Genomic DNA, 12,902 nt, shown 5'->3' with positions numbered 1-12,902 from the left:
CCCCCTCAAAGGGGAGGGTGCGCTTCGCGCAGCCGGGACGAGCCGGCAACAATCGTTCGCACCGCCTCCCCGCGGCGTCACATCTGGCATGCGCGGGCCGCCGCGGCTTGCAATTCCCTTTCGGTCGGCCTTGGTGTAGTCGTCGCCGAAACGACAGCCCGACAAGATCACCCGAGGATCGCCCCGTGCCGCATTATCGCTCCCGCACCACCACCCACGGCCGCAACATGGCGGGCGCGCGCGGCCTCTGGCGCGCCACCGGCATGAAGGACGGCGATTTCGGCAAGCCGATCATCGCGGTGTCGAACTCGTTCACGCAGTTCGTGCCCGGCCACGTGCACCTCAAGGATCTCGGCCAGCTCGTGGCCCGCGAGATCGAGAAGGCGGGCGGCGTCGCCAAGGAGTTCAACACCATTGCGGTCGACGACGGCATCGCGATGGGCCATGACGGCATGCTCTACAGCCTGCCGTCGCGCGAGATCATCGCCGACAGCGTCGAATACATGGTCAACGCGCATTGCGCCGACGCCATCGTGTGCATCTCCAACTGCGACAAGATCACGCCCGGCATGCTGATGGCCGCCATGCGGCTCAACATCCCGGTGGTGTTCGTGTCGGGCGGCCCGATGGAGGCCGGCAAGTACGTCGCCGAGCCGGTCGGAAACGCCGCCGGCGTCACCAAGAAGGTCGACCTGATCGACGCCATGGTGGCGGCCGCCGACGACCGCGTCTCGGACGCGGAAGTGCAGGTGATCGAGCGTTCCGCCTGCCCCACCTGCGGGTCGTGCTCGGGCATGTTCACGGCCAATTCGATGAACTGCCTCACCGAGGCGCTCGGCCTGGCGCTGCCCGGCAACGGCTCGACGCTGGCCACGCATGCGGACCGCGAGCGGCTGTTCGTGGAGGCCGGCCACCTCATCGTCGACATCACCAAGCGCTACTACGAGCAGGGCGACGAGAGCGTGCTGCCGCGCAACGTCGCGAACTTCAAGTCCTTCGAGAACGCGATGACGCTCGACATCGCGATGGGCGGCTCCACCAACACGGTGCTGCACCTGCTGGCCGCCGCCTATGAGGGCAAGATCGACTTCACGATGGCGGACATCGACCGCCTGTCGCGCCGCGTGCCGGTGCTCTGCAAGGTCGCCCCCTCGGTCGCCAACGTCCACATGGAGGACGTGCATCGCGCCGGCGGCATCATGGCGATCCTCGGCCAGCTCGAGCGCGCCGGCCTGATCGACACCAGCATGCCGACCGTCCACAGCGCCAGCATGGCGGACGCGATCAGCCGCTGGGACGTGTCGCGCACCGAGAGCGAAGCCGTGCGCACCTTCTACCGCGCCGCGCCCGGCGGCGTGCCGACGCAGACGGCCTTCAGCCAGAGTCGCCGCTACGACCAGCTCGACCTCGACCGCTCGGCCGGCGTGATCCGCGACGCCGAGCATGCTTATTCGAAGGACGGCGGCCTCGCGGTGCTGACCGGCAACATCGCGCTGGACGGCTGCATCGTGAAGACGGCCGGCGTGGACGCCAGCGTCCTGAAGTTCACCGGTCCGGCCCGCGTCTACGAGAGCCAGGACGCAGCCGTGAAGGGCATCCTCGGCAACGAGGTGAAGGCCGGCGACGTGGTGGTGATCATCTATGAGGGCCCGCGCGGCGGCCCCGGCATGCAGGAGATGCTTTACCCGACGAGCTACCTGAAGAGCCGCGGCCTCGGCAAGGCCTGCGCGCTGATCACCGACGGGCGCTTCTCGGGCGGCACGTCGGGCCTCTCCATCGGCCACTGCTCCCCCGAAGCCGCCGAGGGCGGCCTGATCGGCCTCGTGCGCACCGGCGACACCATCGAGATCGACATCCCGGAGCGCCGCATCGCACTGGCGGTGCCGCAGGACGAGCTCGACCGCCGCCGCCAGGAGATGGAAGCCCGCGGCCCGCAGGCCTGGAAGCCCGCCCCGCGGGAGCGCAAGATCACGATGGCGCTGAAGGCCTACGCGGCCCTCACCACCAGCGCCGCCAAGGGCGCGGTGCGGGTCGTGCCGGAGTAAGCTGAAGGTAGCGAACGCGGCCCCGCGCCAAGGCGCACCCTCCCCTCGAGGGGGAGGGTGGGCATTGCGGCTCATCGAAGTGCTCCCGTCGCGCCGCACGCAAAGCGGCGGCGGCGGAACCACTAGCCTATCCGGATGCTTGCGTTGCAACAGCTGGGAGGACCCAATGCCGCTTGCGAGCAAGACATACACGGACGAAGCCACGGCGCGCCGCGCGATGCGGCGGTTGATCGGCGAAGGGTACGACAAAGCCGGCGTGCGGCTGCGGCGGCCGATGAACGGCGACAGCTTCGAGGTATCGGTCGACGTCGACGGCGGCGACACGCACGCGTCGCGGCTTCTCGAGGAGGCGCTGGCCGCGCCGATGGCGGGCCAGATCAGCGCCATGGCGCGGGCGAACCCGGTGGGGGCCATGGCGGCCGCCTTCGTGGGCGGCTACGTGGCGCACCTTCTGATCCGCCGCTGAAGCTTCTTGAAGAAACGTCCACTCAAGCCGTCATCCCCGGCGACCTGCGCAGCAGGTCGGGAAGGGAATCCAGAGCAAAGGGCGCTCACCCCTGGATCCCCTTCCCGGCGCTTTCGCGCCGCCGGGGATGACGGCGGTGAGGTTTACTCGCCGGGCGCTCTCAACCCGCTCTAGCGGCTGAGGCGGCGGTAGTTCTTGCCGACGTGCTTGCGATAGCCGGTCAGGACCTTGTGGCTGGAGCCGCCCGTTGCGAGCGTGACGCCCGCCTCCATGGCGGCGGCGATCTTCTCGTTCACCATCAGGGTGGCTTCCATTGCGGCCCCGGGGCCGCCGGCGCCGATCTTGGCGAGCCGCAGACCGATCACCTGCTGCGCCTCGATGGTCAGCATGGCGGCGTCGAAACCGTAGCGCATCCAATTCAGCATTGTGGGTCTTCCTTGTCGGCTGTGTACAGCCTCAATCCCCGAGGGGTCGTTTCGTTCGCCGACTCGTCGCTGTCTTGTTGACGCGGATCATCCTACCACGTCAGCCCATAACGAACCGCATCGTAGATCGCCGCATGGATGTTGCGCGACGCCACTGCGTCGCCGATGCGGTACAGGGTGAAAGCCGCCTCGGCGTTGCGGATCGGGAACGGCGCCGCGCCCGCCAGGAGGGCGCGATAGTCGATCTCGCCGCCGTTGCGGGATCGAGGCTTCAGCGCGACGTAGAGGTCATCCAGCGGCGCGGTCCCGTGCTCCACCACCACCTGGTCGACGCGTCGCTCGTCGCTCCAGTGCGGCGCGAAATCAGACGACAGCGTCGCGACCAGCTGGTTGCCGTCGCGCCGCACGGACCGCAGCCGCGTGTTGATGGTCACGCGAACGCCGAGTTCGTGGAAGGCGCCCATGTAGGGCGCGTGGTTGAGGCCGCCCATCTCGGGGGCGAAGAATCGCTCTGGCGACAGCAGCTCCACGGCGGCTCCGGCGCGCGCCGCGACCTCGGCGGCGCTCATGCCCTGGTGGCCGCCGCTGTCGTCGTAGACGAGCACGTTCGCGCCCGGCGAGTCCGTGCCGGCCAGGATGTCCCATGACGACGTCACAAGGTCGGCGCCCTCCGCGAGCGGCGGGCACTGGGGCATGCCGCCGGTGGCGACGATCACCACGTCCGGCTCCAGCGCCAGCACGTCCTCGGCTTCGGCCGTGACGTTGAAGCGCATCGCAACCCCGAGCCGCTCCAACTCGGCGACGCGCCAGTCGACGATGCCGACCATGTCGCGCCGCCGCGCATTGCGGCACAGCAGCAGGACCTGCCCGCCGGCGCGCGGCGCCGCCTCCAGCACGGCGACGTGGTGGCCGCGCTCGGCCGCCACACGGGCCGCCTCCAGTCCGGCCGGGCCGGCGCCCACCACGACGACGCGCTTGCCGGGCGCCGGCGAACGCGGGATCACGTGCGGGATCGCGCCTTCCCTGCCGGTGGCGGCGTTGTGGATGCACAAGGCCTCGCCGCCCTCGTAGATGCGGTCGAGGCAATAGGTGGCGCCCACGCAGGGGCGGATGCGGTGCTCCTCGCCACGGGCCGTCTTGGCGACGATGTGCGGGTCGGCGATGTGGGCGCGGGTCATGCCCACCATGTCGAGCTTGCCGGTCGCGATGGCATGCCGGGCCGTAGCGACGTCGGCGATGCGCGACGCGTGGAACACCGGGACGCGCGTCTCGGCCCTCACCTCGCCGGCGAAGTCGAGATGCGGCGAGGACGCCATGCCGGCGATCGGGATCAGCCGTGTCAACGCCGCGTCCGTGTCGATGTGGCCGCGAATGAGGTTGATGAAGTCGAACTGGCCGGACGCCGCGATGCGGCGCGCGATCTCGACGCCCTCCTGCCGGCTGAGGCCTTGGTCCCAGTCCTCGTCCGCGACCATGCGGATGCCGACGATGAAGTCCGGCCCCACGGCGGCGCGCACAGCGTCGATCACCCGCCAGGTGAAGCGCAGCCGGTTATCGAGCGATCCGCCATACTGGTCATCGCGCCGGTTGGTGGCCGGGGACCAGAACTGGTCCATGAGGTGGCCATAGGCCTCGAACTCCATGCCGTCGAGCCCGGCCGCCTGCATGCGCTGCGCCGCGGAGGCGTAGTCGGCCACGATGCGGTCGATGTCCCACTCCTCGGCCGCCTTGGGGAACGCCCGATGGGCTGGTTCGCGCACGCCCGAGGGCGCCAGCACGGGCAGCCAGTCGGCCTTGTTCCAGCCGGTGCGGCGGCCCAGATGCGTCACCTGGATCATCACCGCGCAGCCCTCGGCGTGGCAGTCGTCCGCCAGGCTCCGTAGCCAGGGGACGATTTCGTCCCGGTAGGCATGGAGGTTGCCGAAGGCGGCGGGGCTGTCGGGAGACACGATGGCGGAGCCGGCCGTCATCGTCAGCGCCAGCCCGCCGCGGGCTTTCTCGCGGTGGTAGAGCCGGTATCGGTCCTTCGGCAGGCCATCCTCCGAATAGGCAGGCTCGTGCGCGGTCGACATGACGCGGTTCTTCAGCGTCAGGTGCTTGAGCGTGTAGGGCTGGAGCAGCGGATCGGCGGACATCGGGGCTCCGGGGGCGGATGCGCAAGCCCCACCGCAGGGGAGAGCCGCCGCGAGCGAACGGCTTGTCGCCGAACGACCATGGCTGGCCTTGCGTCGACCGCAAGGGGTCCGTCGGGTCCGGCCGTGCAATCCGGGTTGTGCGCCGGCGCAACGCCCGGCCTCTTTCGCGCCAGCGCGAACGGACGCAAGATCGCCGCCCTTTCGGCAGGAGCGTCCCCCATGACCGACCTTTCCGCTTTCCCGATCACCAAGCGCTGGCCGGCCCAGCACCCCGAGCGCCTCCAGCTTTATTCCACGCCCACCCCCAACGGCGTGAAGGTCTCGATCATGCTGGAGGAGATCGGGCTGCCCTACGAGCCGCACTTCATCAATATCGGGGCCAACGAGACGTGGATTCCCGAATATTTGGCGTTGAACCCAAACGGCAAGATCCCGGCCATCATCGACCCGGACGGCCCGGGCCGGCGACCCTTCGCGCTGTTTGAATCCGGGGCCATCCTGATCTACCTGGCCGAGAAGTCGGGCCAGCTGCTGCCGACCGACCCGGCGCGGCGCTACGAGACCCTGCAGTGGGTGTTCTTCCAGATGGCGGCCGTGGGGCCGATGTTCGGCCAGCTCGGCTTCTTCCACAAATTCGCCGGCAAGGACTTCGAGGACAAGCGGCCCCGGGATCGCTACGCGGCGGAATCCAAGCGCCTGCTCGGCGTGCTGGAGACGCGCCTCGCCGGCCGCGACTGGATCATGGACGGCGAATACACGATCGCGGACATCGCGCTGCTGGGCTGGGTGCGCAATCTCGTGGGCTTCTACGGCGCGGGCGAGCTCGTCGACTACGCCAGCCTGAAGAATGTCCCCGCCTGGCTCGAGCGCGGCCTCGCCCGCCCGGCCGTGGAGCGCGGCCTCAACATCCCGGCCCGCCCGGCTGGGTAAAGGGACGCAGCAGCATCGGGCGCGGGCGGCGAACGGGCCGCCCGCCAGCAAGCTCGGTCCGGCCATGCCCGCCAAGACCTACCCCCGCACCCCCGACGGCCGGTACTTCGTCGTCCGCGGCCGCCTGTGGCGCTGCTCCAACCCTGCGCTTGGCGAGCAGGAGCGAGCGGCGCTCACCAAGACGCTCATGCGCGCGCGCCGCGCCGTGGGCGCCGCGCTGAAAATCGCCGACGCCGAGGCGCTCGCGTCGGCGCGCGCGGACGTGAACGCAGCCAAGATCGCGCTGGGCGAGCGCGGCCCGGCGTGGTGGACGGACGGGGCTGCGGACTACAACCGCCACCTCGCCCGCAACACTCCCTACGCGGCGTGGTTCGAGACGGTCGGCGGCGATCCGACATAGAGCCGCTACCGTGGACGACTGCGGCGCGTTGGACGATGATCGGGAAGAAACGCACAACACAGCAGGGAGAGGGTCGATGGCTTTCACAGGCAGCTGCCATTGCGGCGCAATCGCCTACACGGCGAACGAGGACCTCCCGACCAAGGCCATGGAGTGCAACTGCTCGATCTGCCGCCGCAAGGGCTACCTGCATCACTTCATGACGCCGGATCGCTTCGAGCTGAGGGGTTCCCGAGACGCCCTCCGGGTCTACACCTTCGCGAGCCACAATATCCGGCACCAGTTCTGCTCCACCTGCGGCTGCGCGCCTTTCGCCGAAGGCAAGACGCCGGACGGCAACGCGATGGTGGCGCTCAACCTGCGCTGCACGGACGGGCTGGACGTCCACACGCTCCAGATCATCCCGTATGACGGCGCGTCCAAATAGCCTCGGCCACGGCCGCCCAGCGCAGGCGTTTGAAAGGTCGCGCGCCACACGCTTTGCGCCGACGCGGCAGGCCGCATAAGCTGGTCTCCTGTGCTGGCATTCCAGCGTCAACAGGGAGAGGTCCGGTCGCCAAGAGGTAGCCGGGTCCTTGGGGTCCGTGCTCGAACTTGCAGTCGCCGCCTTTCTGATCGCCCTCAACGGGCTGTTTTCGCTTTCCGAACTGGCTGTCGTTTCCGCCCGAAAGGTTCGTCTCAAGACCATGGCGGACAATGGTCGACCGGGCGCGGCGACCGCCCTGGCCCTGGCCGAGGACCCGGGGCGGTTTCTGTCCACGGTCCAGATCGGCATCACGCTGATCGGCGTTCTGGCCGGCGCGTTCTCGGGCGCGGCGCTGGGCGATCGGCTGAAAGTGATCCTGATCGACTGGGGCATGCCGCCCGGCCCGGCCGAAGGCGTCGGCTTCGGCGTGGTGATCGGCGTCATCACCTACCTGTCGGTGGTGGTGGGCGAGCTCGTCCCCAAAAACCTGGCCTTGCGCAACCCGGAAGCCATCGCGTGCCTGGTCGCGCCGCTCATGAGCTTCGTCTCGCGGGCTGTGGCTCCCGTCGTATGGCTGCTGGATGCGTCCACCAAGATCCTGTTCCGGTTCTTCGGCAGCAACACCGAGTCGGCCGACGCCATCACGGACGAGGAAATCCGCACCATCGTGGCCGAGGCGCAGAGCGCCGGGTCGATCGAGCCGGACGAGCAGCGGATGATCTCCGGCGTGCTGCGGCTCGGAGACCGGGCCGCGCGCTCCATCATGACGCCGCGCACCGAGGTGGAATGGATCGACGCTGACGAAAGCGACAGCGCGATCCGCCAGCAGCTGACGACCACGAGCCACTCGCGCATCCCGGTCGGCGAGGGCGGCGCGGACAACATGATCGGCGTCGTGCAGGTGCGCGAATTGCTGGGGCCGCTGCTGCGCGGCGAGACGCTGCAGCTGAGGAACTATGTCCAGCAGGCGCCCATCATCCCCGACACGCTGGGCGCCCTGGACGTTCTCAACGGCCTGCGGGAAGCGAGCGTGCCCATGGCGCTGGTGCATGACGAGTATGGCCACTTCGAAGGCGTGATCACCCCGGCGGACATTCTCGACGCCATCGCGGGCGCGTTCCGCTCCGATGAAGGCCAGGGAGAGGAAGAGGCTTTCCAGCGTGACGACGGCTCCTGGCTGATCGCCGGCTGGATGCCGGTGGACGAGATGGCCGACCTCCTGGGGCTGAGCCTGCCCGAGCGGCGCACCTACGACACGGCGGCCGGCCTTGTGATCAGCGAGTTGCAGCATCTCCCCAATCTCGGCGAGGTCGTCGAGACGCTCGGATGGCGCTTCGAAGTGGTCGACCTCGACGGCCGGCGCGTGGACAAGCTGGTGGTGTCGAAGGTTGCGGGCGCTTGATCGGGGTCGCGCCCTGGTCCCGGCCCGCAGCATCACTGCGCACGGTGTTTGGCGGCGCGCCCGCAACGGGGCGCGCCCGCGTCGAATCGCGCAGATGGATGCCGCAGACCGAGCGGGTGTTTGGCGCGCGTCGCCGCAACTGCGGGACCAAGACTTGCGCCACTTGGCTATGCGGATGCTGGTCGAGATTTGGAAAATACGACCCAGCGGGCAATGCCCAGCTCAGGCCAAAAATGGCGCGCCCCTATATGAACACGCTTCGCGCGCAACCGAATGAGATCTGTGGGCACCGGCGGACTGTTCCGTCCATCGGCCAAATCAAAGGGATCAACTCGTGTTAACCACGTCCGCCAACATTGCTGTTCAGCAATGCGCGGTACAGCCGGGCCCCCTATCGGCGCCCTGGTGGTTAATGCCAGTCTGAATGCGGGGTTGCCGAGTTTCGCCGACGAGTAGCGTCGGACTGAGGTGCCTTCAATCTAAGCGGGGCGTATCCAAGCCGTTCCTTCTAGTCGGAGGGCGACGGCGAAGCTTTGGGATCTTACCGGATGCTCGACAGAGTTTCTCCTGCAGAAATAAGCGTCGCCCGAGATCAAATTGAAGCTGGAACTGCGCCACCTCTGCGCCGGCCGGATCAGGGCGACTTCCGGGTTGTCTGCCTGGTGTTCCTGATCGCCATCCTCGCGGTCTATTTTCTGGTCGACTAGGCCGCGCCGACGGCCGGCAGCCATTAAGCCCGAGACACAAAAAGCCCGCCGCAGCCGGAGCCGGACGGGCCTGCTGCGCTAAGCGCAGATAGATCATTTGCGCGGCACTAGCTCGAACGTCCCATTGCCGTGGAGGTTGATCGTTTCGAGCTGCTGAGGGCCGCGCGGCCCCATTATCGTGTTCGTGGCGACCTGAGCCACGCGACAATCGGATTTAAAAACCTCGGCCAAGACACGGCACTCGTTTTCGATGGCTGTGTAGATCCTTTTCCGGGCGTCGGATTGGGTCGCAAGTTGCTCGTCGCTCGAGGCCCCGGACTGTGCAGGCGTGGCGATCGTAATCTGCATGGTTACGCGGGTAATGTCCTGTCGGGGGAGCATCACCTGGGCGTGAGCGGGAGCGGCGCCGGCGAAGGCGAGCAATGCAAGAGCGGTGGGAATAAGGCGCATCGATGGAATCCAATTCGGGTTTCCGATCCTGCTATTCGTCCGCTTTGTCCCGCATTTCAGAATTGGTTCGAATGCGGCGGATCGCCTGAGATCAAAACGTCGCCTGCTCTGGGGAGGACGACTCGGCCGGAACAGGCTGGAACCCTGAGAACGACCTACACGTCGAAATATGTGCGGCAGGTCGGAACAACCTGTTTTCTCACGTTTCCCCGCTCGAGGGAGATCGCCCCCTCCGCTTGCGCCTAAAAACCCGCGGTGTCAGCTCTCACGGGGTTCTTTTTTGCAGCGCTCAAATAAGGCTCTCGATAAAGCGAGGGTTGAGTTCTTGAACCCCGATTAAACCATTATCATGCCGGGTCGCACGCAATTCAGCTTCATGCTGGACGCTCCGGTGCGGAGCTTCGTCTGGCTCCCCGTAGCGACCGGTAAAAGAGGTCCGAAGCAGCATGACGGCCCCAATCGTCTGCAGAGGACCCATGTCTGCGATGTGGTCGTACGAGTAAGCTGATGGGAAAATGGCCGCCTGGGCCGGCGACAGCGGGATGACTTCGCCATCGTGTTCCGGAGAACCGGGATACGAGACGATCTCGATTCTGCAGTCGTCGAGCACCCGGGTCCAAAACCCAGCATCCTGGTCGAGCCAGAGAAGACCGAATTAGACGATGCTGTTTGTGGCGATCAGCAGCACCCAGCCCCGCCATGTGTCGAGTCTGCAGTCCTTCAGCGCGGCCAAAAATGCGACCCCGGCCACGTTCGCCCAGTACGCTCCGGCCTTCACTTTGGCCGTGGAAACGCTCCGGGAACAGGGCCGGGGAACAGCTTCCCAAAAAGAAACCCGCCACTTGGGCGGGCTGCTTAGAAGGTGTTGTTACCATTCAAGAATTTGGCGCGCCCGGAACGATTCGAACGTCCGACCCTCAGATTCGTAGTCTGATGCTCTATCCAGCTGAGCTACGGGCGCGGGGTGATGGAGCGGCAGGGCCGTCCGTCACGGGCGTCTGAATAGCGGCTCGGATCGGCATGCGCAACCCCCTTCGGGCGCCTTTGATGACGATCTTGCGCAGCGCCGCCGCAGGGCCGGCGTGGCCGTTCGCCCCTGCCGCGGTTGACGGCGGCCCCCCGGAGGTCTAGCCCTGCGTTCAGATCCGCGCGTTTGCGCGTTGAGGTCCTTCCAGCCCGACGAGACGGATGGCCGAAGGACCCCCTGCCCGCCCTGTCTTCCGGACGCACATGCCTTTTCCATTGACGAATTCCAGCGTTGCGCGCGCGCTCGAGGAGCGCGGCTACGCCGAGCCCACGCCCGTGCAGGAGGCCGTGCTGCAGCCGGGCGCGGAGGAGCGCGACCTGCTCGTGTCCGCGCAGACGGGCTCGGGCAAGACGGTTGCGTTCGGGCTCGCGCTCGCCCCCACGCTGCTGGGCGCCGAGGAGCGCTTCGGGCGGGCCGCGGAGCCGCTGGCGCTCGTGATCGCGCCGACGCGCGAGCTTGCGCTGCAGGTGCAGCGCGAACTCGCGTGGCTCTACGCGCACACGGGCGCGCGCGTGACCGCGTGCGTCGGAGGCATGGACGTGCGGCGCGAGGCGCGGGCGCTGGCGGACGGCGCGCACATCGTGGTGGGCACGCCCGGGCGCCTGCGCGACCACCTGGAGCGCGGCCGCCTGGACCCGAGCGCGTTCCGCGCCGTCGTGCTCGACGAAGCCGACGAAATGCTGGACCTGGGGTTCCGGGAGGATCTGGAGTTCATTCTGGACGCTGCGCCGGCGGAGCGGCGGACCTTGCTGTTCTCGGCCACCATCGCGCGCGAGATCGCCGCGCTGGCGCAGCGCTTCCAGCGCGACGCGCTGCGCATCGACACGGTGGACCGCTCGCAGCCGCATGGCGACATCGACTACAAGGCCGTGCGCTGCGCGCCCAGCGAGGTGGAGCACGCCATCGTCAACGTGCTGCGCTATTTCGACAGCCCCGGCGCGCTGGTGTTCTGCCACACGCGCGAGGCCGTGCGGAAGCTGCACGGAAGCCTGCTGGAGCGCGGCTTCTCGGCCGTCGCGCTGTCGGGCGAGATGGGCCAGAACGAGCGCAACCACGCCCTGCAGGCGCTGCGCGACGGCCGCGCCCGGGTGTGCGTGGCGACCGACGTGGCGGCCCGCGGCATAGACTTGCCGGGCCTCGACCTCGTGATCCACGCCGAGCTGCCGCGCGGGCGCGACGCGCTGCTGCACAGGAGCGGCCGCACGGGCCGCGCCGGCCGCAAGGGCGTGTGCGTGATCATCGTGCCGTTCAACCGCCGCCGCCGCGCCGAGGGGCTGCTCGCCCAGGCGGGCCTCGACGCCCAATGGCTGGGACCGCCCTCCGCCGAGGACGTGCGCAAGCGCGACCAGGAGCGGCTGGTCCAGGACCCGATCTTCGACGAGGAGAGCTCGGAAGAGGACCTCGCGACCGTGCGCCTGCTCCTGGAGAAGCGCACCCCCGAGGATATTGCGGCCGCCTTCGTGCGGGCCACCCGCTCCCGGCTGCCCGAGCCGGAGGAGCTCTATGATCCGGGCCCGCAGCGCGAGCGCGATCCGCGCGACGCCCGCGAGCCCCGTCCGGCGCGGACGCGCGACGAGCGCGAACCCCGCTCCACCTACGACCCGATCGCGGCCGACCGCAGCCCGGGCGGACCGATGGTGTGGTTCCGGCTCAGCATCGGCCGGCAGAACAACGCCGATCCGCGCTGGCTGCTGCCCATCATCTGCCGCCGCGGCCACGTGACCAAGAAAGAGGTCGGGTCGATCAAGATCTTCGACCGCGAGACCAAGTTCGAGATCACCGAAGAGGCGGCGGAGCGCTTCGCCCAGGCGGCGCTGGGCAAGGGCGGCAAGGGCGAGGACATCCGCATCGAGCGCACCGAGGCCCCGGCCATGGGCGGCGGCGCGCCGCGGCGCAACCGTCCGCCGCCGCATCTGCGCGACGCGCCGTCCGAGTTCCGTCCCGAGCGTGGCGATCGTCCCGAGCGGGGCGATCGTCCCGATCGTGGCGATCGTCCCGATCGCGGTGACCGTCCCGAGCGCGCCGAGCGGCCGGCCCGGGCGGAGCGTCCGGTTCGCGCGGCCGCCCCGGATGATTTCGAACGCCCGGCGCGACCGGAGCGCGAAGCCAGGCCTGAGCGGCCCGCACGGTCAGAGCGCCCGGAGCGCGCTTTCGAGCGCGCCGACCGGCCGCAGGACGCCGAGCGGCGGCCCGAGAAGAAGCCGTTCAAGAGCAAGCGCGCCGAAGCCCCTGCCGACGAGGCCCCAGGCTTCAAGCCAAAGACGGGCTTCAAGCCGAAGACAGGCGCCAAGCCGGCCGCCAAGGCGGGCTTCAAGGCTTCCGTGAAAGGCATTCCGGACCAGCGCCGGCCCGACGGGCCGAAGCGCCCGCACAAGGGCAAGGGCAAAAAGGGCTGAGCCCGGCGGGGGCGCGCCGCTCCCGCCACTGAGTCCTTTGCGCCACAGCGCCG

11 protein-coding genes and 1 tRNA gene are annotated in these 12,902 nt (G+C 68.6%); 8 read left to right on the top strand and 4 right to left on the bottom strand.

Translation table 11 applies throughout. The features are described 5' to 3' along the window. Window positions 1–185: 185 nt before the first annotated feature. Together ilvD and IEV99_RS02450 are read left to right on the top strand one after the other, a co-directional pair. Window positions 186–2,045, top strand: coding sequence for a dihydroxy-acid dehydratase (ilvD, locus tag IEV99_RS02455; RefSeq protein ID WP_188516137.1), 1,860 nt, complete (start codon window positions 186–188; stop codon window positions 2,043–2,045). 166 nt (window positions 2,046–2,211) lie between these two features. After that, on the top strand, window positions 2,212–2,511 hold the full coding sequence (locus IEV99_RS02450) for a hypothetical protein (protein ID WP_188516136.1): 300 nt from the start codon (window positions 2,212–2,214) through the stop codon (window positions 2,509–2,511). A 170-nt stretch (window positions 2,512–2,681) separates the two neighbouring features. Here IEV99_RS02450 and IEV99_RS02445 read toward each other — a convergent pair whose 3' ends face one another. Together IEV99_RS02445 and IEV99_RS02440 are read right to left on the bottom strand one after the other, a co-directional pair. Further along, window positions 2,682–2,936, bottom strand: a complete 255-nt coding sequence (locus IEV99_RS02445) for a hypothetical protein (protein WP_188516135.1) — start codon at window positions 2,934–2,936, stop codon at window positions 2,682–2,684. Between the two features lie 92 nt (window positions 2,937–3,028). Beyond that, complete coding sequence (locus IEV99_RS02440) at window positions 3,029–5,071, bottom strand: NADH:flavin oxidoreductase (RefSeq protein WP_188516134.1); 2,043 nt, start codon at window positions 5,069–5,071, stop codon at window positions 3,029–3,031. 219 nt (window positions 5,072–5,290) lie between these two features. Here IEV99_RS02440 and IEV99_RS02435 point away from each other — a divergent pair, with 219 nt between their 5' ends. The 5 genes from IEV99_RS02435 (at window position 5,291) to IEV99_RS02415 (ending at window position 8,976) form a co-directional block, all read left to right on the top strand. Continuing rightward, window positions 5,291–6,001 (top strand): glutathione S-transferase N-terminal domain-containing protein, encoded by a 711-nt coding sequence (locus IEV99_RS02435; RefSeq protein ID WP_188516133.1) that lies wholly within the window; start codon window positions 5,291–5,293, stop codon window positions 5,999–6,001. A gap of 64 nt (window positions 6,002–6,065) precedes the next feature. Further along, window positions 6,066–6,401, top strand: coding sequence for a hypothetical protein (locus IEV99_RS02430; RefSeq protein ID WP_188516132.1), 336 nt, complete (start codon window positions 6,066–6,068; stop codon window positions 6,399–6,401). Window positions 6,402–6,477: 76 nt separating this feature from the next. Further along, on the top strand, window positions 6,478–6,828 hold the full coding sequence (locus tag IEV99_RS02425) for a GFA family protein (protein WP_188516131.1): 351 nt from the start codon (window positions 6,478–6,480) through the stop codon (window positions 6,826–6,828). Window positions 6,829–6,985: 157 nt separating this feature from the next. Continuing rightward, window positions 6,986–8,269 carry a hemolysin family protein gene (locus IEV99_RS02420; RefSeq protein WP_188516130.1) on the top strand — a complete coding sequence of 428 codons (1,284 nt, stop codon included), beginning with the start codon at window positions 6,986–6,988 and terminating at the stop codon, window positions 8,267–8,269. Window positions 8,270–8,817: 548 nt separating this feature from the next. Further along, on the top strand, window positions 8,818–8,976 hold the full coding sequence (locus tag IEV99_RS02415) for a hypothetical protein (protein ID WP_188516129.1): 159 nt from the start codon (window positions 8,818–8,820) through the stop codon (window positions 8,974–8,976). Window positions 8,977–9,069: 93 nt separating this feature from the next. Here the strand turns inward: IEV99_RS02415 and IEV99_RS02410 are convergent, their stop codons facing one another. Next, window positions 9,070–9,426, bottom strand: coding sequence for a hypothetical protein (locus IEV99_RS02410; RefSeq protein WP_188516128.1), 357 nt, complete (start codon window positions 9,424–9,426; stop codon window positions 9,070–9,072). An 884-nt stretch (window positions 9,427–10,310) separates the two neighbouring features. Further along, window positions 10,311–10,387, bottom strand: a tRNA-Arg gene (locus tag IEV99_RS02405). Between the two features lie 269 nt (window positions 10,388–10,656). On the opposite strand from IEV99_RS02405, the gene IEV99_RS02400 reads away from it, so the two are divergent. Then, the gene (locus IEV99_RS02400) at window positions 10,657–12,849 is read left to right on the top strand and encodes a DEAD/DEAH box helicase (RefSeq protein WP_188516127.1); all 2,193 of its coding nucleotides are present in this window, start codon (window positions 10,657–10,659) and stop codon (window positions 12,847–12,849) included. The last annotated feature ends 53 nt before the right edge of the window (window positions 12,850–12,902 follow it).

This window comes from Alsobacter metallidurans, from assembly GCF_014636935.1.
In the GTDB taxonomy this organism is placed as follows: Bacteria; Pseudomonadota; Alphaproteobacteria; order Rhizobiales; family Beijerinckiaceae; genus Alsobacter; species Alsobacter metallidurans.
Note: the sequence above shows the minus strand (reverse complement) of the source record. Positions and strands in the feature narration are given on the sequence as shown.